This is a genomic window from Thauera linaloolentis 47Lol = DSM 12138, from assembly GCF_000310205.1.
GTDB classification, from domain to species: Bacteria; Pseudomonadota; Gammaproteobacteria; order Burkholderiales; family Rhodocyclaceae; genus Thauera; species Thauera linaloolentis.
Genome location: NZ_AMXE01000015.1, coordinates 1 through 20,095, shown reverse-complemented (window position 1 = coordinate 20,095; position 20,095 = coordinate 1). Strand labels below are relative to the sequence as shown.

The 20,095-nt window shown below is 66.6% G+C and carries 23 protein-coding genes; 16 read left to right on the top strand and 7 right to left on the bottom strand.

All coding sequences use genetic code 11. From position 1 onward, the window contains the following. Positions 1–62: 62 nt before the first annotated feature. On the bottom strand, positions 63–296 hold the full coding sequence (locus C666_RS06375; RefSeq protein WP_004335674.1) for a thioredoxin family protein: 234 nt from the start codon (positions 294–296) through the stop codon (positions 63–65). A 112-nt stretch (positions 297–408) separates the two neighbouring features. Here C666_RS06375 and C666_RS06370 point away from each other — a divergent pair, with 112 nt between their 5' ends. From C666_RS06370 to C666_RS06325, 10 genes are all read left to right on the top strand, one after another. Then, entirely contained in the window at positions 409–957 is a 549-nt protein-coding gene (locus tag C666_RS06370; RefSeq protein ID WP_004335673.1) for a MarR family winged helix-turn-helix transcriptional regulator, read from the top strand. Between the two features lie 98 nt (positions 958–1,055). Then, positions 1,056–1,286 (top strand): type II toxin-antitoxin system VapB family antitoxin, encoded by a 231-nt coding sequence (gene vapB / locus C666_RS06365; RefSeq protein WP_004335672.1) that lies wholly within the window; start codon positions 1,056–1,058, stop codon positions 1,284–1,286. 8 nt (positions 1,287–1,294) lie between these two features. After that, positions 1,295–1,693 (top strand): type II toxin-antitoxin system VapC family toxin, encoded by a 399-nt coding sequence (locus C666_RS06360; protein ID WP_211206719.1) that lies wholly within the window; start codon positions 1,295–1,297, stop codon positions 1,691–1,693. Between the two features lie 552 nt (positions 1,694–2,245). Beyond that, positions 2,246–2,425, top strand: a complete 180-nt coding sequence (locus C666_RS21055; RefSeq protein WP_004335670.1) for a prepilin-type N-terminal cleavage/methylation domain-containing protein — start codon at positions 2,246–2,248, stop codon at positions 2,423–2,425. Positions 2,426–2,446: 21 nt separating this feature from the next. Then, complete coding sequence (locus C666_RS20380) at positions 2,447–2,890, top strand: hypothetical protein (protein WP_154666108.1); 444 nt, start codon at positions 2,447–2,449, stop codon at positions 2,888–2,890. Between the two features lie 524 nt (positions 2,891–3,414). Continuing rightward, positions 3,415–3,891: a hypothetical protein gene (locus C666_RS06345; RefSeq protein ID WP_245603877.1), complete on the top strand. Its 477-nt coding sequence runs from the start codon at positions 3,415–3,417 to the stop codon at positions 3,889–3,891. Continuing rightward, positions 3,888–4,739 (top strand): hypothetical protein, encoded by an 852-nt coding sequence (locus C666_RS06340; protein ID WP_245603876.1) that lies wholly within the window; start codon positions 3,888–3,890, stop codon positions 4,737–4,739. The genes C666_RS06345 and C666_RS06340 overlap by 4 nt, the downstream gene beginning before the upstream one ends. 143 nt (positions 4,740–4,882) lie before the next feature. Continuing rightward, positions 4,883–5,182, top strand: coding sequence for a nucleotidyltransferase domain-containing protein (locus C666_RS06335; protein ID WP_004335664.1), 300 nt, complete (start codon positions 4,883–4,885; stop codon positions 5,180–5,182). Beyond that, on the top strand, positions 5,179–5,667 hold the full coding sequence (locus tag C666_RS06330) for a hypothetical protein (RefSeq protein ID WP_004335663.1): 489 nt from the start codon (positions 5,179–5,181) through the stop codon (positions 5,665–5,667). Before C666_RS06335 ends, C666_RS06330 begins: the two co-directional genes overlap by 4 nt. A 26-nt stretch (positions 5,668–5,693) precedes the next feature. Next, a complete protein-coding gene (locus tag C666_RS06325) occupies positions 5,694–6,596 on the top strand; it encodes an ABC transporter ATP-binding protein (protein WP_004335661.1) in 903 nt (300 codons plus the stop codon). 23 nt (positions 6,597–6,619) lie between these two features. Here C666_RS06325 and C666_RS06320 read toward each other — a convergent pair whose 3' ends face one another. The 3 genes from C666_RS06320 to C666_RS06310 all read right to left on the bottom strand — a co-directional run bounded on the left by C666_RS06320 (position 6,620) and on the right by C666_RS06310 (position 8,664). Continuing rightward, positions 6,620–7,192 (bottom strand): Uma2 family endonuclease, encoded by a 573-nt coding sequence (locus C666_RS06320; protein ID WP_004335659.1) that lies wholly within the window; start codon positions 7,190–7,192, stop codon positions 6,620–6,622. Positions 7,193–7,303: 111 nt separating this feature from the next. Continuing rightward, positions 7,304–7,714, bottom strand: coding sequence for a CopD family protein (locus tag C666_RS06315; RefSeq protein WP_004335657.1), 411 nt, complete (start codon positions 7,712–7,714; stop codon positions 7,304–7,306). 71 nt (positions 7,715–7,785) lie between these two features. Next, the gene (locus tag C666_RS06310) at positions 7,786–8,664 is read right to left on the bottom strand and encodes an NAD(P)H-binding protein (RefSeq protein WP_004335655.1); all 879 of its coding nucleotides are present in this window, start codon (positions 8,662–8,664) and stop codon (positions 7,786–7,788) included. 21 nt (positions 8,665–8,685) lie between these two features. On the opposite strand from C666_RS06310, the gene C666_RS06305 reads away from it, so the two are divergent. From C666_RS06305 to C666_RS06290, 4 genes are all read left to right on the top strand, one after another. After that, positions 8,686–9,708: a CDP-6-deoxy-delta-3,4-glucoseen reductase gene (locus C666_RS06305; RefSeq protein ID WP_004335653.1), complete on the top strand. Its 1,023-nt coding sequence runs from the start codon at positions 8,686–8,688 to the stop codon at positions 9,706–9,708. 19 nt (positions 9,709–9,727) lie between these two features. Beyond that, a complete protein-coding gene (locus C666_RS06300) occupies positions 9,728–10,864 on the top strand; it encodes an EAL and HDOD domain-containing protein (RefSeq protein ID WP_004335651.1) in 1,137 nt (378 codons plus the stop codon). A 98-nt stretch (positions 10,865–10,962) separates the two neighbouring features. Beyond that, positions 10,963–12,945, top strand: coding sequence for a sensor histidine kinase (locus C666_RS06295; RefSeq protein ID WP_004335650.1), 1,983 nt, complete (start codon positions 10,963–10,965; stop codon positions 12,943–12,945). Between the two features lie 51 nt (positions 12,946–12,996). Beyond that, positions 12,997–15,165: an EAL domain-containing response regulator gene (locus C666_RS06290; protein WP_004335648.1), complete on the top strand. Its 2,169-nt coding sequence runs from the start codon at positions 12,997–12,999 to the stop codon at positions 15,163–15,165. Positions 15,166–15,264: 99 nt separating this feature from the next. Here the strand turns inward: C666_RS06290 and C666_RS06285 are convergent, their stop codons facing one another. From C666_RS06285 to C666_RS06275, 3 genes are all read right to left on the bottom strand, one after another. After that, the gene (locus C666_RS06285) at positions 15,265–15,573 is read right to left on the bottom strand and encodes a c-type cytochrome (RefSeq protein ID WP_004335647.1); all 309 of its coding nucleotides are present in this window, start codon (positions 15,571–15,573) and stop codon (positions 15,265–15,267) included. Between the two features lie 172 nt (positions 15,574–15,745). Then, the gene (queF, locus tag C666_RS06280; RefSeq protein WP_004335646.1) at positions 15,746–16,591 is read right to left on the bottom strand and encodes an NADPH-dependent 7-cyano-7-deazaguanine reductase QueF; all 846 of its coding nucleotides are present in this window, start codon (positions 16,589–16,591) and stop codon (positions 15,746–15,748) included. 12 nt (positions 16,592–16,603) lie between these two features. Further along, positions 16,604–18,121 carry a cobyric acid synthase gene (locus tag C666_RS06275; protein WP_004335645.1) on the bottom strand — a complete coding sequence of 506 codons (1,518 nt, stop codon included), beginning with the start codon at positions 18,119–18,121 and terminating at the stop codon, positions 16,604–16,606. A 245-nt stretch (positions 18,122–18,366) separates the two neighbouring features. On the opposite strand from C666_RS06275, the gene cbiB reads away from it, so the two are divergent. Next, on the top strand, positions 18,367–19,317 hold the full coding sequence (cbiB, locus tag C666_RS06270; RefSeq protein WP_028791934.1) for an adenosylcobinamide-phosphate synthase CbiB: 951 nt from the start codon (positions 18,367–18,369) through the stop codon (positions 19,315–19,317). After that, positions 19,310–20,095 (top strand): threonine-phosphate decarboxylase CobD (gene cobD / locus C666_RS06265; protein ID WP_004335641.1); only part of this gene is annotated, 786 nt, incomplete at its 3' end. The genes cbiB and cobD, both read left to right, overlap by 8 nt.

Below are 20,095 nucleotides of genomic sequence, written 5' to 3'. Positions count from 1 at the left end.
GGAAAACGAAAACGCTGAGCACAGCCCGCCGCAATACGGAAGCGGACCTCCCGAGCATCCACCTACTTCAGATCGGCCAGCGCAGCGCCGAAGTTGATGTGGAAAGGCTGGCCGTCGATGACCAGGGCCGGCACTGATTTGACGCCAAGGCGTTCGGCTTCGGCGATGCGGGATTTCTGCTCACCCAGATGCACGACTTCGACCGCATAGCGCGCGGGATCGAGCGCAGCGGCAAACTGCTGTTCGGCGGAAACGCAGACTGGGCAACCGGCGTGGAAGAACAAAGCCTTGCTCATGATGACTCTCCTGGGGTTTCTGGGCACAAACATGCATCGACTCGATGCATTTAAAGCATAGACACCCTCGCCTCACTGGTCAAGAAATGCATCGAGGCGATACATTACGGCCATGACCATCGCCACCCTGTACCTCGAACGCCTGGGCGCGCTGCTCCAGCAATCCCTGCGCGAAGACGCCGCGCGCCACGGACTGCTGCCGATCCATCTCCAGGTACTGCAATACCTGGCGCAGGCCAACCGCTACAGCGACCTGCCGATCGCCATCGCCGACTATTTCGGCATCACCCGCGGCACCGTGTCGCAAACCCTGGCCGTGCTCGAACGCAAGGCGCTGCTCGTCAAACAGGCGGACGCGCATCACGGCAAACGCATCCACCTGAAGCTGACCCCCGCCGGCATGGCGGTGCTGCAGGACAGTTGGGCGGAACGCGTGCAAGGCGCGCTCGACATGCAAGCCGGCGGCGCCGCACTCGCCAATACGCTGCGCGACATCCTCGTCGCCCTGCAGCGCCTCAACGGCCAGCACGCCTTCGGCATCTGCCGGCAATGCGCTCACTTTCGCACCGACGACGGCACCACACACTGCGGCCTGACCAACGAACCATTGGCCATCGAGCAGACCGGGAAAATCTGCCGGGAATGGACGGCGCCCGCCTGACGGATGGCCGCTCTGCCCAGCCACGCCGGTTCCTTGCGCATGAAGTTTGCTCTGCCCATAATCATAGACATATGCTTTGCATATGCATGGAGATGACGATGCGAACCGTATCCCTTTTCAAGAACGGCAAGAATCAGGCCATACGTCTGCCAGTGGACATGGCTTACGACGGCGTACGCGAACTGGAAATTCGCCGCGAGGGCGATGTGATCACCTTGCGCCCCGCTCGCCCAGGATGGGAATCCCTTGCCTTGCTCTCCAAGGCCGACGCAGATTTCCTCCAAGAGCGAACGGAGATAGTGGATGATGAAGGCCGGTTCGAGCTGTGAAGACCTACATGCTCGACACGAGCATCTGTTCGTTCATCATGCGCGAGATGCCCGCATCCGTTCTGCAGCGCCTGGCGGCCATCAGCGCGCAAAATCACCGCGTGGTGATCTCGGCGATCACCTATGCAGAAATGCGCTATGGCCAAATCGGCAGAAAAGCCTCCCCGCGCCACAAGACGCTGGTCGACGCGTTCGTGCTTCGGCTGGATGAGATCCTGCCCTGGGACAGACACGCGGTGGACGCCGCCACGGAAGTGAAAAGAACGCTATCACAGGCAGGGACACCCATCGGCCCCAACGATGCAGCCATAGCAGGCCATGCCATTTCAAGCGGCTGCATACTGGTCACGAACAACACTTGCGAATTCTGCAGGGTTCCCCGGCTGATCCATGAGGATTGGGTCTGACCGGCCTGCACCGCCTCTGCGGCGCGGAATCTCGCGCCAACTCACCCTCCGCTTCACCCATCGCATCTCCCCGAAACCGGCACCACCCCCTGGCGCCTTTCCTCCCGCACCGGGTTGCATCCCAAGCAGCCCCAGACAACCCGCACCTCGGCCTGAGCCACCGCCGCTGCCCGCCGCCGGAAGAAAACGACGGCTTCCTGCACAGCCCCCATCCTTCATCCATGCCTTGCGCTGCACCCTGACGGCCGGTCTGCCTCCGCAGGAGCGGGAAATACCGGCTGCGGATCAGTCAACAGCGCTCCCTGGCGCTTCGCAGCTTCCTGCGCATTCGGCCTCGGCCCTGCACAGCCACTCAGACGCCGCAGCCGACATGACGCCCGAGCCCGGATTGTCCAAAGTCGACAATTCCTCTGCGGGATTGTCACTTCCGCACACGCTTTGCTGTCAATCCTGCGGCATTAATTCACGAAAACCTGCGCTTCTCCCCTGGCATGCCTTTCGCTTAGTACCAGGCAAGCGGATACGCCGCCGTACCTCCAAGGAGCAACGCAAATGAAAAAGATACAGAAGGGCTTCACGCTGATCGAATTGATGATCGTGGTGGCGATCATTGGTATTTTGGCTGCGATTGCGATTCCGCAGTTTAACGAGTATCGAGCAAAGGCCAACGACACTTCCGCAGTGGCTGATGCCAAGAACGGTATCACTGCAATCATCTCATCGCTACGCTGATCTGGAATCTGGAGATACCAAATGAAAAAGCTTTCTATTCTGCTGATTGGCTTGATGACATCAGGTCTGACTTTCGCACAAGTTGCTACGGGAACTGTACCACTCTCAGGATCCGGCCCCGTTACAATCGACCAATGTGGCCTGCTCAATGAAAATGTAACCATTAATCTATCAACAGGAGTAAATGCTGGCGTGGACTGCTCCGCAACACGTGTTGCCATCAGTGCGTGCCACCTTGGTGGGCGAACAGTTGCACGGCAGGTGGATCGGCCGACCCCAGAAGGGTGCGGTGTTCCCGACCCCGATACAGGAGATGTAACCGAGTGCACCGGAACTGAACGGGTGACTGCCAGCGGAGCAGCTATGGCGACCGCGACCACATTGGCAGGCACTGTCGTACCGGTATATCCTGGTCAAGCATGCAGTGCCAACCAAGCCGCAACAACAGCAAGTGAACAAATTTAGTAGGGCAGCAAGATCACAGCGTAAATAAGTTTAATTTTTTCAAATCCGCTTAATCTTGATTCTCTTAAAGCCGCTGTAGACTTCTGTCACAGCGGCTTCCGTTTTTAGAATATTTTTATTACCCCGGAAAATCCATTTAATTTATTCGGCTTAAGAGTACACGATCCGAAAATCATCATTTTGAGTTTTCAATGAGCTTCCCTTCGGACTTCCGCGCAGCCTGCCGCCTCACCCTTAGCGCCCGCTTTCTCCCCCTTTCCCTCTGGCTTTGCATCGCCTTGGTCACCATTGTGCTGATAACAGCTCAATTCAGCGCCCGCCAGCCCGCTACCGTGACACTGGACCTTGGCCTGACAGTGCTCCGCCTAGCACTACCGGTAGTCGCGGTGCTGCTGCTGCAGGAACTGCTATCACGCGAATTCGACCGGAAACTGTTCCTAATTTCACTGACCTATCCTCGCCCGCGTTGCCGTTTCCTACTCGCCCGCTTCACCGCCATCTTTGGACTGCTGTTGATCCTACTGGTGGCCTTAGCAGCACTACTCAGCGGTTTAACCACATTTATCGGTAGTAGCTATACCCAATCCACCCCACCCGACCTCGGCCTGCCCTATCTCGTCACCCTCGGCTTCATCGCCCTCGATCTGCTCGTCGTACTCGCCATCGGCACCCTGATCGCCGTCACTACCACCACACCCAGCTTCGTGCTCATCGGCACCCTCGGCTTCATGCTGGTGGCACGCTCGTATTCGGCCATCGTCGCGCTGCTGACGCGCGACAGCACGCTGGTCGGCAATGCCGACGGCTACCAGTCGTCGCTGAGCCTGCTCGGCTATCTGCTGCCCGATCTGGCCGCGCTGGACGTGCGGATGATCTCGCTCTACGGCCAGTGGCAGTTCCTGCCAGAGGATTGGGCGCTGCGCGTGGTCTCGGCGCTGGCCTATGCAGCGGCGCTGCTGGGCCTGTCGGTGTGGGCGTTGAACCGCAAGAAGTTCGCATGATGGACCGGCGGAACCTGACTCCGCTGGCAGTCGCGGTGGCCGGCTTCGGCCTGTTTGCCGCGATCTGGGCGGCTCGCCCGCCGGTCAGCTCCGCGCCGCCGGCCGAGGTGTTCGACCGCGTGGTGCTGTCGGCGCCAGTGCAGGTGCTGCTGACCGGCGGCGACCGCTTCCTGGCGGCGAACTTCGAGTCGATCCGCGCCGTCGCCACCGCCAGTGACGCGCCGGAGGCGGCGGAAGCCAATGCTTCTTTCGCCATCCGTGCGCGGCGCGTGGTGGCGCAGTTGAATCCCTGCCACGAGGACAACTACTACCAGGGCAATGCGCTGCTGACCTGGGGCGGCGCGGTGGCCGAAGGCAACGACTTGCTCAGGCGCGCGACCGATTGCCGCTTCTGGGACGAAGTGCCGCCTTTCTTCTACGGCTTCAACCAGTATTTCTTCCTGCACGATGCCGACGGCGCGCGCACCGCGCTGGAGACCGCCGCCGAGCGCGCCACCGACAACGCGGCCGGCTTTCGCAAGTTCGCCATCATGCTGGCCGCGGGCGAGTTGAAGGACGACAGCGCAGCGCTGGAATTCCTGCAGCGCGAGCGCGCCCAGACGAACGATCCCAAGCTGCAGGGCATGCTCGACAAGCGCATCGCCCGCCTGCAGGGCCTGATCGCGCTGCGCATGGCCCAGCAGCGCTACGAGGCGCGCTTCGGCCACGCGCTGACCAATCCGCAGGCGCTGATCGACAGCGGCGAACTGGACGCTTTCCCGGACGATCCGCTGCGCATCGGCTATGAGTTCGCCGATGGGCGCTTCCGGCTGCGGGAGTTGAAGATCGCCGGGCTGGAGCGGCCGTAGCGGACCCTGCCTGCGAGCGCGCGATCCGCCAAGGACAGGGCAAGGGTCGAATCGATCGGCATCGATGCCGCCCCAAAGCGGATGGCGCGTGACGGATAAGTCCCTACAATACGGCAGTCATTCGATCTCCAAGGCCCGCCAGGATGAGACTCAGCACCGAACAACGCCTTCTGATCCGGGATGCTGCGGCAAGCACGCTGGGGCCGACTGCCGATGTCCGCCTGTTCGGTTCCCGCACGCAAGCCGACGCCAAGGGCGGCGACATCGATCTTTTCGTCGAACTGGACGGGGATGCAAGCGAAGTGCTGGAGCAGGAGCTGAAATTCTATGCCGCGCTGCAGCGCGCGCTCGGCGAACAGCGTATCGACATCGTGGTCCATCGCCGAAGCATGCCGCTACGCCCCATCGACCGTGAAGCAATCGAGCATGGAGAACGGATTTGATCGGCGAACATCGGCGCCTGTGGCAGCTTCTGGAACTTGTTGGGCGTGAAGCTTTTCATTTGCAGGGGGTCGTGGACCGTCTGTTCGTCAGCGATGCGATCGATGCGGATTGGGCGGAAGGCATCACCACCACGCCGGAAGGCATCGACCGGCTGGAATCCTTCGTCGGCAAGTTTTCCCGCATGCAGGATACGACGATGGACAAACTGCTGCCGGCCTTCCTGACTGCCATCGGCGAACGCAACGGCACCGTGCTGGACAATCTGAATCGGGCCGAGAAGCTGGGATTCGTGAGCGACGCAGACGCGTGGCTGGCAATGCGGATGCTGCGCAACCGTCTCGTGCATGAATACGTGGAGGATCCTGCCGAGCTTGCTGCCGCGCTCACCAAAGCCCGGGACTTGGTTCCCGAATTGAAGCAGTGCTATGAGGCGATCCAGCACTACGCCCGAAAACACATTCCAGACCACACCAGTACCAAGTAAGCGCCCCCGCAGCACAAGGACCGCCCATGACTTCCGCCCTCGAATTCCACTCCGTCAGCAAGACTTTCCACTCGCGCGGCAAGACCGTGCAGGCGCTGCGCGGCGTCAGCTTCGACGTCACCGAAGGCGAAGTCTTCGGCTTCGTCGGCCCCAACGGCGCCGGCAAGTCGACCACGATCAAGGTGATGCTCGACGTCATCAACGACTACGAAGGCGAGGTGAGGCTGTACGGCGTATCGGCGCGCGAGGCGGCGTCGCGCAGGGGCGTCGCCTACGTGCCGGAATCGCCCGCGCTGTACGAGCAGTTCACGCCGCTGGAAATCCTGCGCATGGCGCTGGACATGTACGACATCCGCCGCGCGGACGCCGAAGCGTGGTGCATGCAGTGGCTGGAGCGCTTCTCGGTGGCGCAGAACGCGAAACGCCGCATCCGCGAGTTGTCGAAGGGCAACGTGCAACGGGTGGCGCTGGCCCATGCGCTGGTCGTCGAACCGCGCCTGCTGGTGCTGGACGAGCCGCTGTCGGGCCTGGACCCGGTGGGGCGCAAGGACGTGGTGGACATCCTGGCCGACTACAAGCGCGACGGCGGCGCGATCTTTTTCACCTCGCACGTGCTGCACGACGTCGAGCGCATCGCCGACCGCTTCGGTTTCATCCACCAGGGCGAACTGCTGACCACGCGCTCGCCGCGCGACCTGGTCAGCGAACGCGCCGACCGCTTCATCATCCGTTACCAGGCCAATGCACCGCTCGATGGCGAGCATGCGGCGATCCGCGATGGCGAATACGAGCAGGAGCTGGACGAACCTGCCCTGCCCGCCTTCCTTTCCCGGCTGCAAACCGCCGGGGGCCGGCTGGTAACGGTGAAGCCGGCAGTGTCGCTGGAAACGGTGTTCTTCAAGATCCTGGAGGAGCGCCGGCCTGCCTGAACGACGTAGCCGGCAATGCGGGCCTATGCGCCCTCCACCCCCTCGAACACTTCGGCCACCGGGCAGCGAAAATCGACGCTTGCCAACTCCAGCTCTTCATCCGCTGCGAACGGGTACAGCACCCAGTGTCCGCTATCGTCGCGGCGGAAGACCTCGGCACGGCGCTGTTCGACCGAAACCAGCACGTACTCTTGCAGCGACTCCAGCGTGCGATAGGCGGCAAACTTGTCGCCGCGGTCGTAGGCTTCTGTGGTCGGCGACAGCACCTCGACGACCAGCAGCGGATGGTGCTTGACATGGCTTGCCTCGGGCAGGCGGTCGTGCGGATCGCAGGTGACGAGGATGTCGGGGTAGTAGAAGCTGTTGACGGCGTTGACGCGGACCTTCATGTCGGAAATGAAGACCTTGCAGGGCTTGCCGCGCAGGTGAGCATGCAAGCCAACGAACAGATTGCCTGCCGCAGTGCCATGCGCATCGGAAGCGCCGCTCATGGCGAACACTTCGCCGTCCACGTACTCGCTGCGGGAGGGCTGTGCACTTTCCCAGGCCAGGTAATCGTCTGGCCCGAACGGGATCTCGGGCTGGGGCAGGCTCATGTTTTTCCTCGCTGCACTTCAGGGGGTGCTTCAGGATTTCACGCCGCCGAGCATAGCCGCCCGGCGCGGGTGCCGCAATCTCGCGCGCCGGGCGGACATGCCTGCGCGTGCTCAGAACGGCTTGAGCACGACGAGGAAGGTCACCGCAACCAGGACGAGGACCGGGATCTCGTTGAACACGCGGAACCACACGTGGCTGCGGGTATTGCGCCCTTCCGCGAAAGCGCGCAGCAGCTGGCCACAGTAGAGGTGGTAGACGATCAGGAAGACGACGAGCAGGGTCTTGGCATGCAGCCAGCCGCCGACGAAACCGTAGCCGAACCACAGCCACAGGCCCAGCGCCACGGCGAGGATGCCCAGCGGCGTCATGAAGCGGTAGAGCTTCATTTCCATCATCGCCAGGCGTTCCCGCGTGGCGGCATCCTCGGCCATGGCGTGATTGACGAACAGGCGCGGAAGATAGAACAGGCCGGCGAACCAGCTCACGACGAAAATGATGTGCAAGGCCTTGATGGTCAGCATGTCGGTGAAGTCTCGGTAAAAGGGAAAGGTGGAAACGAACCTGGGGCGCAGCCGCCGCGCGGCGTGCGATCTCAGTTGCCGCCGCCGGCCAGAGCGCGCAGCCCGTCCGCGACCGTCGGATAGCGCAGCGCGGTACGCAGTTCCCGCTTGAAGCGGCGATTGTCGAGCCGGCGGGATTCGCTCATGAAGGACAGCGTCAGCGGCGACAGGTGCCGGACGATTTCCTCGCGCGACAACCGCGGGGGACGCGGCAGCGCCAGCGCGTCGGCGACGACGTCGAAATAATCGCCCATCTTCAGGCCGGAATCGTCGCTGGCGTTATACACGCGCCCGGCGGGCGCACGGAACATCGCCATACAGGCCAGCCGTGCCAGATCCTCGGCATGGATGTGGTTGGTGAAGACGTCGTCCCCTGCGGCAAGCACCGGATCGCCACGCCGCAGGCGATCGAGCGGCAGGCGGTCGGCGGCATAGATGCCCGGCGCGCGCAGCACGCTGACACGCACGCCGCTGCGGCGCCCGAAGTCGCGCACCCGGCGCTCGGCATCGACCCGCCGCAGCGCACGCGCGGTATGCGCGCGACAGGGCCTGGTCTCGCCGACGAAGGCACCGCCACAGTCGCCGTAAACCCCTGTCGTGCTTATGTATACCAGCCCCTGTGGTAGACTTCGGCCGGCTCCGGACGCAGCCAGGAAGCGCTTCATTCGGGCATCTCCGGCCCCCTGCGCGGGGGGCGGCGCAAAGTACAGTACCGTGTCGGCCAGCCCGGCCAGCCGCAGCAGGCTGCGGCGGTCATCGAGATCGCCCCGTACCGGCACCGCGCCTGCCGCACGCAGCGCGGCGGCGGCATCGGTGCGGCGTACCAGCGCAAAGACACGGAAGCGACGCGTCAGCCAAGGCAGGCAGCGGGCGGCAACATCGCCGCTGCCGACGATCAGGACTCTTTTCATTTCGCCATTATCACACGCACCATGACCTACCGGATTTCGCTCCAGCCCGGCGGCCACGCATTCGACGCGGCCGACGACCAGACCGTACTCGAAGCGGCACTCGGCGCCGGCCTGCTGCTGCCGCACAGTTGCCGCGACGGCGCCTGTGGCGCCTGCAAGGGCAGGGTCGTGCAGGGCACGGTGGATCACGGCACGTTCTCCGCCGGCGCGCTGAGCGCCGCCGACCAAGCCGACGGCTACGCGCTGTTCTGCTGTGCCAGACCGCTGTCCGACCTCGTCCTGGAAGCACGCAACGTCACCCGTGCCGGCGACATCCCGGTCAGGAAGCTGCCCAGCCGCGTGCAGAAGCTGCAGCGGCTCGCCGGCGACGTGATGCTGCTGGACCTCAAGCTGCCCGCCAGCGAGGCCTTCCGCTTCAATGCCGGCCAGTATGTGGATATCCTGCTCGCCGACGGCCAGCGCCGCAGCTTCTCGATCGCCAACGCGCCGCACGACGCCGGCCACATCGAACTGCACGTGCGCCGCATCGACGGCGGCCGCTTCACCACCCAAGTCTTCGAGGGCATGAAGGAAAAGGATATCCTGCGCCTCGAGGGCCCTTTGGGCAGCTTCTGGCTGCGCGAAGAAACACAGCGCCCGATCGTGATGCTTGCCGGCGGCACCGGCTTCGCGCCGATCAAGGGCATCGTCGAGCATGCGATCGAGACCGGCCTGCAACGCCCGATCACGCTGTACTGGGGCGCGCGCGACCGCGCCGGCCTGTATCTCGACGAACTCGCGCGCAGCTGGGAAAGCGCCCTGCCCGGCCTGCGCTACATCCCGGTGCTGTCGGACGAAGCGCCCGGCGACGCCTGGGACGGCCGCCGCGGCCTGGTGCACCAGGCGGTGCTGGACGACTTCGCCGACCTGTCGGGCCACGAAGTCTACGCCTGTGGCGCGCCCGCGATGATCGACGCGGCACGCGCCAGCTTCTGCGGCGAACGCGGGCTGCCCGAGGACGCCTTCTTCGCCGACGCCTTCACCTTCGCCAACACGGCGACCTGATCCGCCCACCGGAGCCGCAATGAGCCAGACCACCCTGCTGACCCGCGAACCCGTGGTCAACAAGAACCGCGCGATCACCGCCAACCGCATCATCGCCCACGGTCCCAGCATCGGCGCCGTCGTCGAGGCGCTGAACGCGCAGGCCGAGGCCTGGCCCGCACACCATCCGGTCTTCGTCAGCCTCGGGCGGCTGGTGCCGACACCGGAGCTGATGAACTGGCGGATTCCGCCCAACGCGTCGATCGAGATACCAGCCCAGACGCTCGCCCATCCGCACACCCAGGCGTTGATGGGCCAGTTGCAGGAGGCCGGCCGGCCCATGAACCTGACCTGGTATACGCCCGGCACCGCGCTGCCGGCCGGCATCGACTGGCGCTTCGTACTGATGGACGCGCGCCGCGTCGCCTCGCCGGCCAGCGCGCCCGGGCTCAAGCTGGCCTGGGGCCTGTCCGAAGCGGGCGCTTTCCGCCAGGCGATCGGGGCGGGCTTCGACGGCGCCTCGGGCTGGTTCTTCCTGCACGGCAACCCGCCCGCCAAAGAGCTGTCGCCCAGCCACGCACAGATCGTCCGCCTGCTGAACCTGGTGCGCAACAACGCCGAAATCCGCGACATCGAGACCGTCCTGAAGCAGGATGTGGCGCTGTCCTACAAGCTGCTGCGCTACATCAACTCGGCCGGCTTCGGCCTGATGTGCGAAATCCAGTCCTTCCGCCACGCGGTCAGCATTCTCGGCTACACCGCACTCAACAAGTGGCTGTCGCTGCTGCTCGTCACCGCCAGCCGCGACCCGAGCGCACCGGCCATGATGCAGACCGCGATCGCCCGCGGCCGCTTCATGGAAGAGATCGGCGCCAGCTACTTCGACGCCGGCGAGCGCGACAACCTCTTCATCACCGGCGCCTTCTCGCTACTGCCGCTGCTGCTCGGCACCTCGATACAGTCGGTGCTCGACGAAATGAACCTGCCGGTCAGCATCACCGATGCCCTGGTGCATGGCCAGGGCGAGTTCGCCCCTTTCCTGCGGCTGGCGCAGCACTGCGAGGGTTTCGACGGTGCCGGCCTGGTCAGCGCGGTCGCCGCGCTGCACTTGCCCTGCGACCGCGTGAACCATGCCCTGCTGACCGGCCTCGGCTTCGCCGACAGCCTGCAGGCATAGGCCCGGCCCCACCGCCGACTGCAAACTCGGTCACGCGCAGAACGAAAACAGCCCGCTAGAATCGGTCATCCCTCTCCGAACAGCGAGCGTGCCAGCTCATGCTTCCTGCTCCCTTCAGCAACCTCGAATTCCAGCCCCGGACCAGCGGCGCCGTGACGATCCTGCGCCTGCTGGCGGCGAGCTCGCCCAACTGGCCGGAAGTTGCCCTCGTCGTCGCCCGCGACCCCGCGCTGAGCCTTGCACTGCTGCTCGCCCAGCCGCTGGCCGGGGGCGAACTCGCGGACGGGCTGAACAGCATCTTGCGGCGGCGCCTGGAACGCATCGGCACCGATCTGCTGCGAGCCTGGCTGCTCGGACTGGGGCATTCGAACGCACACGGCGGCGCATCTCCCGACCTCGCCCTGCTGCGGGCCGAATGCGCGCTGCACCTGGCGATCGAGACGCACTACGCACGCCCCGACGAAGCCTATCTCGCCGGGCTATGGCGCGGCTTCGAGCAGGCGCGGGAACCCGGCGACGCGACGCCGTCCGCGAAACATGTGCGCAATGCGCGCTCCCTGTCGGCGCTGGTCCGCGACTGCGGGCTGCCCGCCAGCCTCGGCGACGCGCTCGAACTCGGTCCGGTGCTGGAGGAACAGCTCACGGGCGCGCACCCGCTGCTGTCCATCGTCGTTGCCGCCGAACGCCTCGCTGCCCCGCAATGGCAGGAGCACCTGCCCGAAACGGCCCGCCTCTCCGGGCTGAGCGAAGGCGTGCTGACCAGCATGCGCACCGACGTCGCCTACATCGTGTCCGGGCATGCCGCCTATCCGGCCTCGCCGCCGCTGCCGCCGGGCGCGGAAGCGCGCCTGCCGGCGGCGGTGATCGACGACCCCTACCGCAGCGCCGGCATGCTCGGGCTGCTGACTGCCGCCTTCGTCGATCTCGACCCCGAGCAGGTCGAGGACCGCCTCGCCATCGCCTGCCCGCTGTTCGGCCTGCACGCCGTGCCGACGCTGCTGGCGGAGGACGGCGAAGGGCGGCTGCGGCCCATGCTGCCGGCGCAGGAAGGAACGGTGCCTGCACTCATCGACGAACTGCATCTGCGCCTCGACGACGACACCAGCGTCATCGCGCTGTGCGCCCGCAGCGAACACGCGACCGATTTCGCCCTTCACGGCAACCGCATCGGCCGCAGCCTGATCGACTGGCAGGCCGCCCGCTGGCTGGGCTACAAGGGTTTCTGCTGCCTGCCGCTCACCAGCAACGGACAGGCCGTGGTGGCCTTGATCGGCGTGAATCACGCCGGCGAACTCGGCAGCGAGCTGCGCTGGCGCTACGCCGCGCTGCTCGGCGCCGCCGTACGTTCACTGCGTGCGGCGCTGCACCAGCGCAAAGAGATCGCCACGCGCGAGGCGGCGCTTCACCAGCGTTTCCGTGACCATGTCCGCAAGATCGTCCACGAAGCCGCCAACCCGCTGACGGTGATCAAGAGCCGGCTGGAGATGCTCGGCATCCAGCGCCCCGAAGACGCCCCGCTGCAGGACGAGATGGTGCAGCTCAACGCCGAGCTGGACCGCATCGACAACCTGCTGCGCACCGCGGGCGACCTTCCGCGCGAAACCGTCGAGGTCCCGCACTGCCGGGTACCCGAACTGCTGCTCGACATGCGCTCGATCTACGGCGACACGCTATTCAGCGAACGCGGCATCCAGTTGGAACTGCGCGCAGCGAAGAAGCTTCCGCCCGCGGCGATTCCGGCCTCTGCGCTCAAGCAGGTGCTGCTGAACCTGTTCCGCAATGCTTCCGAGGCCCTGCTGCCCGGCGAGCGCCTAGTGGTGTCGGTGTCGTCGCAGGTCACCGTCGACGGCCGCGCCAGCCTGGAGATCCGCCTCGTCGACAATGGCCCCGGCCTGCCGCCGGAACGCGCGGTCGATCTGTTCTCGCCCCGGGCAAGCAAGAAAGGCGGCGACCACCAGGGCGTCGGCCTCGCCGTCGTGCGCGAAATCCTGTCGCAATGGGGTGCCACGATCCTCTGCCGTAGCCAGCCGGGCAGTGGTACGAGCTTCCAGATCTTTCTTCCGCTGGAAGAATCGGCCTGAGTGTTGCATCATGGTGCAACAAATAACATTTAGACATATTTTTGCCGACTCATGTCGATTCCGGGCGATAAACCTTTCCAGCCCCCGAAAAGCGCCAGCCCTACGGAGCCCGATTTCCGCATCCTGATCGTCGATGACGATCCCGCATTGCGGCGGACCTTTCCTCACGTCCTCGCCCACCCCGGGCGCAGCTTCGACGAAACGGGGAGCATCGCCGAGGCCATCGTCCAGCTCGAGCAGCAGCACTACGACCTCGTGCTGCTCGATTACCGCTTGCCGGACGCCTCCGGCCTCGCCCTGCTCGACTGGCTGGTCGAGCGCCGCCGGGACGAGGCCGTGATCATCATCAGCGGCGAGGATGCGATCGACGCCGCGATCGGCGCCCTGCGCCGCGGCGCGGACGACTACGTGCGCAAGCCCTACCACGTGGCGCAGTTGCAGCGGGCGGTCGAAGGCGCCCTGCACAAGAGCGCGCTCGAGAAGGCCAACCGCGCGATGAGCCAGCGCCTGAAGGCCTCCGAGCGGCTGCACCGCTACCTCGTCGAAAGCTCCCCCGACCTGATCTTCACGCTCGATGCCGAGGGCCGCTTCAGCTACATCAACCCGCGCATCAAGCCGCTGCTCGGGTTCGAGCGCAGCGCCCTGATGCGGCGCCCGTTCACGACCTTGATCATGCCCGAGGACGTCGACCGGGTCTGCAGCCTGCTCACCCAGCCCAGCAACCTGCCGGGCGAGAGCTTCAATGTCGAACTGCGCCTGCGCCGCAATCGCGGCGGCGGGCTCGACGACGATGGCATCACCGTGTCGCTCACCGGCCTGCCGATGCTGACCCAGTCGGGCAGCGCCCGCAACGCGGGCCTGTACGGCGTCGCACGCGACATCTCCGAGCGCAAGCGCGCCGAGGAGATCATCACCTTCCAGGCCTATCACGACCAGCTCACCCACCTGCCGAACCGCGTGCTGTTCAAGGACCGCCTCGAACTGGCAATCGCGCAGGCGCAGCGGCGGACCGGCGCCCTGGCGGTGATGTTCATCGACATCGACCGCTTCAAGCTGGTCAACGACACCTATGGCCACGCCGAGGGCGACGCCCTGCTGCGCGCCATCGCTGCGCGCCTGTCGGCCACGCTGCGCCGGGGCGACACGCTGGCCCGGCTCGGCGGCGACGAGTTCACGATCCTGCTGCCCGACCTCAACGTCCCGGAAGACGCCGAGGTCATCGCCACCAAGATCCTCGACGCCCTCGCCGCGCCGATCACGCTCAGCCAGGACGAATACCGCGCCACGGTCAGCGTCGGCATCGCGCTTTTCCCGCGCGACGGCGATACCGCGGAAGACCTCACGCGCCATGCCGACATCGCCATGTACCAGGTCAAGCGCTCGGGCAAGAACGCCTTCCGCTTCTTCGACCCGGAGCTGAACACCCACCACCGCGAACGCATCACGCTCGAAAACGACCTGCGCAACGCCCTCCTGCGCGGCGAGTTCGAACTGCACTACCAGCCCCAGGTCAGCATCGCCCGCCGCCAGATCGTCGGCATGGAAGCATTGTTGCGGTGGCGCCATCCGGCGCTCGGCCACCTGTCCCCGAATGCCTTCATACAGGTCGCGGAAGAACTCGGCCTCATCGGCGAGATCAGCCGCTGGGTGCTCGAAGAAGCCTGCACGCAGCTGGCGAGCTGGCGCCAGGAGGGCCACGTCGGGCTGCGCATGTCGGTGAACATGTCCCCGCTCGACTTCGACAAGCGCGACATCGTCTCCTCGATCACCGAGTGCCTCGCGCGCCACGCGCTGCCGCCCGGGCAGATGGAACTGGAAATCACCGAAAGCCTGATGATGAACGATACGGCCGACGTCGCCGCCAAGGTGCGGCAGTTGCGCAGCGCCGGCCTCAGCGTCGCCATCGACGACTTCGGCACCGGCTACTCGGCACTCGCCTACCTGCAGAAATTCCCGGTCAGCACGCTGAAGATCGACCGCAGCTTCGTGCGCGATCTCGACGGCCCGACCACCAATCCGATCATCTCGGCCATCACCGGCATCGCGCGCGGCTTCGCCCTCGACATCGTGGCCGAGGGCGTGGAACAGCCGGAACAGGCCGAAGCCCTGCAACTGCTCGGCTGCGATGTCATGCAGGGCTACTACTTCGCGCGTCCGGCACCGGCCCACGAAGCCCTGGAATGGCTGCGCCAGCCCGCACGGCTGTTCCCTGTCCACTGAGACGGCACACAGGCCCCGTAAACGCCGAAGGCCGGCATCACTGCCGGCCTGCATTGCGCTGCGCACCGCCCGCGCCGGACGGTGCCTGGCCGTGGCGGCTTACTTCTGCCCCAGGATCCACTCCACCAGCGCCTTGGCATCCGCTTCGTTGACCTGCGGGTTGGGCGGCATCGGGATCTGGCCCCAGTTGCCCACGCCCCCCTTCTGCACCTTGGTCACCAGCTTGGCGGCGGCATCGCCCTGGCCTGCGTACTTGGCCGCGACGTCCTTGTAGGACGGCCCGACCAGCTTCTTCTCCACCGAATGACAGGCCATACAATTCTTGGCTTTGGCCAAGTCGGCACTGGCGAAGGCCGGAGCGCTCGAAAGAAGACCCGCGGCAAGCGCGGCAGCGACGAACAATTTCATATTTCTTACCTCGTTGATGTGTTGGCCCCTTCAGGAGCGGCTCGATGTTAACCCAGCACCTGGCCTTTTCCTACCCGGATAGCCCGCTGAAAACGCCGTTTCCGCAAGGAAATTTCCCAATCAAGTCATGGATTTAACACACATCAAGAAAGCTCCGCCAGCCCCCTGTGCCCTACTGTCGCACCTCCATCCCGGCATCCGCCTCCAGGCCCTCGCGGCTGGCGCGGAACGGGTTGATGTCGAGCCCGCCGCGGCGCGTGTAGCGCGCCCACACGGCCAGTTCGCGCGGCTTGCAGCGTGCCGTCAGGTCGCAGAACACGCGCTCGACGCACTGCTCGTGGAACTCGTTGTGCTCGCGGAAGGAAACGATGTAGCGCAACAGCCCCTCACGCTCGATCGCCGGCCCGGTGTAGCGCACCACCAGCATTCCCCAGTCGGGCTGGCCGGTGACCAGGCAGTTAGATTTCAGCAAGTGGGAATACAAGGTCTCGCTGACCTCCCCGCCGCCGGCGCGCAGCAGCGCGGGATCGGGCTGATAGCGGTCGATGTCGATCTCCAGGCCGTCGAGGCAGACGCCATCCGGATAGGCCGAAATCCGCTGCGGGCGCAGCGCCAGCGGCTCGATGTCCACCTCCACACCGGCCCCGGCCGCGGCGGAAAGGTCGCGCGCGATGGTCGCCTGCACTTCGTCCGCAGCGGCGCAGCGCTGCTGGTTGAAGGCATTGAGATAGAGCTTGAGCGACTTCGACTCGATCAGCCGCGGCGAGGACGCCGGCACGCGGAAACGGGCCAGCGCCACCATCGGCTTGCCGCGCGGGTCGAGCCAGGACAGCTCGTAGGCGTTCCACAGGTCTTCGCCGACGAAGGGCAGCGCACCGGGCCTCAGCCCCAGTTCGTCGCGCTTCAACTGGCGTTCGATGGGAAACAGCAGCTCGGGCGCGTAGGTGTCGCGATAGGCGACCGGACGTCCGAGCGGGGAGGATTCGGCGCCATGCGGGCGCGCGGGAGTGGAACTCATGGTCTGTGCTCGTCAGGATGTTCGCTTCGGCAGCGCATGGCCGAACAGGGCGTCGATGTCGCAGGCGGCCTCGACCGCATCGGCCAGGCGATCGAGATCGGCTTCGCGGCGGGCCCCCAGGTCGGCCTGCTGCGCACCGCTCAGCCCGGCCCAGGCGAGCAGCGCGGCAAGCGCCTCGGGCGCGTCGAACAGGCCGTGCAGATAGGTGCCGAGTATCTGGCCGTCTTCCGACACCGCGCCGTCGGCACGCGGGCCATCGCCCCGCCCCGGCGCCAGCCATAACGCCGGGCGCAGCAGCGCGGGGCCGGATGACACACCCATGTGGATCTCGTAGCCGCGCACCGGCACCTCCGCCCCGCCGCCGAGTGCGGCGTCGAGCCGCCCGGCGGCATTGGCAAGCTGCTTGTGCGCCGCCAGTTCCGTCTCCATGTCCAGCCAGCCCAGCCCCGGCACCGCCGCCGGCCGGCCCTCCAACCCGAGCGGATCGGACAACTGCCGGCCCAGCATCTGGAAACCGCCGCAGATGCCGGCCACCTTGCCGCCATAGCGCAGGTGGCGGCGGATCGCCCCCTCCCAGCCCTGCGCGCGCAACCAGCCCAGGTCGGCCTGCACGCTCTTGGAACCGGGCAACACGATCAGGTCGGCCGGCGGAATCGCCTGCCCCGGCCCCACCCAGCGGAAATCCACCTGCGGATGCAGGCGCAGCGCGTCGAGGTCGGTATGGTTGGAAATGCGCGGATACACCGGCGCCACCACGCGCAGCACACCCCCGCCCGCCTCGTCCGCGCGCACGTCGGCAGCCGCGTCGGCCAGCGCATCCTCGGCATCGAGGAACAGCCCGTGCAGGTAGGGCAGCACGCCGAACACCTTGCGCCCGGTGCGCGCCTCCAGCCAGTCGAGGCCGGACTGCAGCAGGCCGATGTCGCCCCTGAAGCGGTTGATGATGAAACCCCGCACCCGCGCCCGCTCGGACGACGACAGCAGCTCGAGGGTGCCGACCAGGTGGGCGAACACGCCGCCGCGGTCGATGTCGGCCACCAGCACGACCGGCACGTCCGCCGCCTCGGCAAAGCCCATGTTGGCGATGTCGCGGTCGCGCAGATTGATCTCTGCCGGGCTGCCCGCGCCCTCCACCAGCACGGCTTCGTAGCGCGCGCACAGGCGGCCCCAGCTCTGCATCACCGCCGCCATCGCGGTGGGCTTGTAGGCGTGGTAGTCGCGCGCCGACAGGTTGGCGACCGCACGGCCGTGGATGATGACCTGCGCGCCGATGTCGCTGGAGGGCTTCAGCAGCACGGGGTTGAAGTCGGTATGCGGCGCGACGCCGGCAGCGAGGGCCTGCAGCGCCTGGGCGCGGCCGATCTCGCCGCCATCGACGGTGACGGCGGAGTTGAGCGCCATGTTCTGCGGCTTGAACGGCGCCACGGCAAGGCCGCGCCGGCGCAGCACGCGCGCCAGCCCGGCGACCAGCGTGCTCTTGCCGGCATCGGAAGTGGTGCCCTGCACCATCAGCGTGATCGGAGGGGACATGGCGTAGAATCCGGGGCCTCGGGTCGAGAGGCAGAAGTCGGGGGACGGGATTATCGCCGATGCCGGCGATCGTGCGCATCACGGGCCTTCCCTGCCGCGCGGAACCGCTGATCGAGCCACAATCCGGCACCTGCCCGTCCTGCCTGCGCAGGCATGGCGGATCGCCCCGCTGCCCACCCGCCACCCGCCTTGCCGTGTCCCTGCCCCTTGCCTTTGCCCTGCCCGTGCCCCATTCGCTGCCACCGATGCTGCTTTCGCTCCCGATCGTTCTCGCACTGAAAATGGCGGCCGGCCTGCTGGCCGACCGCCTGTTCGGCGAGGTGCACCGCTTTCATCCGCTGGTGGGCTTCGGGCACTGGGCGCGCGCCGTCGAAGCCGCGGTACGCCGCCGCCTCGGCGAACACCGCCTCGCCGGGCTGGTGGCGTGGGCGATCGCCGTGCTGCCTTGGGTGGCGCTGGCGCTGTGGGCGCGCGGCCTGCACCCGCTGGCGCACTGGCCGGTCGACATTGCGCTGCTGTATTTCGCCCTCGGCGGGCAGAGTCTGGTCGAGCACGCCGAGGCCATCGCCACGCCGCTCGATGCCGGCGACCTCGACGAAGCGCGCCGGCGCGTCGGCTGGATCGTCAGCCGCGACACGCGCGCGCTGGACGCCGCTGGCGTCGCCCGCGCGGGCACGGAGTCGGTGCTCGAAAACGGCAACGACGCGGTATTCGGCGCGCTGTTCTGGTTTCTGCTGGGCGGCGGCGCGGGCGTGCTGCTGTTCCGGCTGGCGAACACGCTGGATGCGATGTGGGGCTACCGCACGCCGCGCTACTTGCACTTCGGCTGGGCGGCGGCGCGCCTCGACGATCTGCTCAACGCCGTGCCGGCGCGCCTCACCGCATTGACCTACGCCGTGCTCGGCGACACCCGACGCGCCCTCACCTGCTGGCGCACGCAAGCCCCCGCCTGGGACAGCCCCAACGCTGGCCCGGTGATAGCCGCCGGCGCGGGCGCGATCGGCGTCGCCCTGGGCGGCGCGGCGGTCTACCACGGCCAGTTGGAACAGCGCCCGCCGCTGGGCGAAGGCCCGCCGCCGGATGCCCGCGCCATCCGTGCGGCCATCACGCTGGTACGGCGCGGCATGCTGCTGTGGCTGACCACCGCCGCCACCCTCGCCATCGGCATCCATCTCGCGGGCCTGCCCCATGCTTGAGCACGGCGGACGCCTGCGCCGCGCCGCGCTGCAATACGGCATCGCGCTGGACGACTGGCTGGACCTGTCCACCGGCATCAACCCTCTGGCCTACCCCGCGCCCTCCGTCCCGCTGTCGGCCTGGCACCGCCTGCCCGAGGACGACGACGGCCTGGAAACGGCCGCGACCGGCTACTACGGCAGCGCCGGGCTGCTGCCGGTAGCCGGCTCGCAGCCGGCGATCCAGGCCCTGCCCGCCGTGCTGCAAGGCAAACGCGTCAGCCTGCTGGCACCGGGCTACGCCGAACACGCCCACGCCTGGCGCGGGCGGGAACCGCGCGGGTTCGACGGCTGCGTCGATGCGGCCGAAGCCGCGGTCGACGGCAGCGACGTCGTCGTGCTGGTGCAGCCCAACAACCCGACCGGCCTGCTGTTCGAGCGTGCCCGGCTGCTGGACTGGCACACCCGGCTCGCACGGCGCGGCGGCTGGCTGGTGGTGGACGAGGCTTTCATCGATACCACCCCGCAAGCCAGCCTGGTGCCGGAAACCGGCGCAGACGGCTTGGTCGTGCTGCGCTCGCTGGGCAAGTTCTTCGGCTTGGCAGGGGCGCGGGTTGGCTTCGTCTTCGCCCCGGCGGCAGTGCGCATGCAACTGGCCGAACTGCTCGGCCCGTGGACACTCGGCGGCCCCGCGCGCCATGTGGCGCGCGTCGCACTGGCCGATGCCGCCTGGCAGGCGCAGACACGCGCACGGCTGGCGGCCGACGGCGCGCGCCTCGGCAGGCTGCTGCGCGACAGC

Bases quoted from the DNA above. Each gene is read 5' to 3' on its own strand.
- C666_RS06285 (WP_004335647.1), bottom strand. From the start codon at position 15,573: ATGAAATTGTTCGTCGCTGCCGCGCTTGCCGCGGGTCTTCTTTCGAGC.
- C666_RS06325 (WP_004335661.1), top strand. From the start codon at position 5,694: ATGACTTCCGCCCTCGAATTCCACTCCGTCAGCAAGACTTTCCACTCG.
- C666_RS06320 (WP_004335659.1), bottom strand. From the start codon at position 7,192: ATGAGCCTGCCCCAGCCCGAGATCCCGTTCGGGCCAGACGATTACCTG.
- C666_RS06360 (WP_211206719.1), top strand. From the start codon at position 1,295: ATGCTCGACACGAGCATCTGTTCGTTCATCATGCGCGAGATGCCCGCA.
- cbiB (WP_028791934.1), top strand. From the start codon at position 18,367: ATGCTGCTTTCGCTCCCGATCGTTCTCGCACTGAAAATGGCGGCCGGC.
- C666_RS06290 (WP_004335648.1), top strand. From the start codon at position 12,997: ATGTCGATTCCGGGCGATAAACCTTTCCAGCCCCCGAAAAGCGCCAGC.
- C666_RS06340 (WP_245603876.1), top strand. From the start codon at position 3,888: ATGATGGACCGGCGGAACCTGACTCCGCTGGCAGTCGCGGTGGCCGGC.
- vapB (WP_004335672.1), top strand. From the start codon at position 1,056: ATGCGAACCGTATCCCTTTTCAAGAACGGCAAGAATCAGGCCATACGT.
- C666_RS21055 (WP_004335670.1), top strand. From the start codon at position 2,246: ATGAAAAAGATACAGAAGGGCTTCACGCTGATCGAATTGATGATCGTG.
- C666_RS06295 (WP_004335650.1), top strand. From the start codon at position 10,963: ATGCTTCCTGCTCCCTTCAGCAACCTCGAATTCCAGCCCCGGACCAGC.
- C666_RS06305 (WP_004335653.1), top strand. From the start codon at position 8,686: ATGACCTACCGGATTTCGCTCCAGCCCGGCGGCCACGCATTCGACGCG.
- C666_RS06375 (WP_004335674.1), bottom strand. From the start codon at position 296: ATGAGCAAGGCTTTGTTCTTCCACGCCGGTTGCCCAGTCTGCGTTTCC.
- C666_RS06300 (WP_004335651.1), top strand. From the start codon at position 9,728: ATGAGCCAGACCACCCTGCTGACCCGCGAACCCGTGGTCAACAAGAAC.
- C666_RS20380 (WP_154666108.1), top strand. From the start codon at position 2,447: ATGAAAAAGCTTTCTATTCTGCTGATTGGCTTGATGACATCAGGTCTG.
- C666_RS06335 (WP_004335664.1), top strand. From the start codon at position 4,883: ATGAGACTCAGCACCGAACAACGCCTTCTGATCCGGGATGCTGCGGCA.
- C666_RS06310 (WP_004335655.1), bottom strand. From the start codon at position 8,664: ATGAAAAGAGTCCTGATCGTCGGCAGCGGCGATGTTGCCGCCCGCTGC.
- C666_RS06370 (WP_004335673.1), top strand. From the start codon at position 409: ATGACCATCGCCACCCTGTACCTCGAACGCCTGGGCGCGCTGCTCCAG.
- C666_RS06275 (WP_004335645.1), bottom strand. From the start codon at position 18,121: ATGTCCCCTCCGATCACGCTGATGGTGCAGGGCACCACTTCCGATGCC.
- queF (WP_004335646.1), bottom strand. From the start codon at position 16,591: ATGAGTTCCACTCCCGCGCGCCCGCATGGCGCCGAATCCTCCCCGCTC.
- C666_RS06315 (WP_004335657.1), bottom strand. From the start codon at position 7,714: ATGCTGACCATCAAGGCCTTGCACATCATTTTCGTCGTGAGCTGGTTC.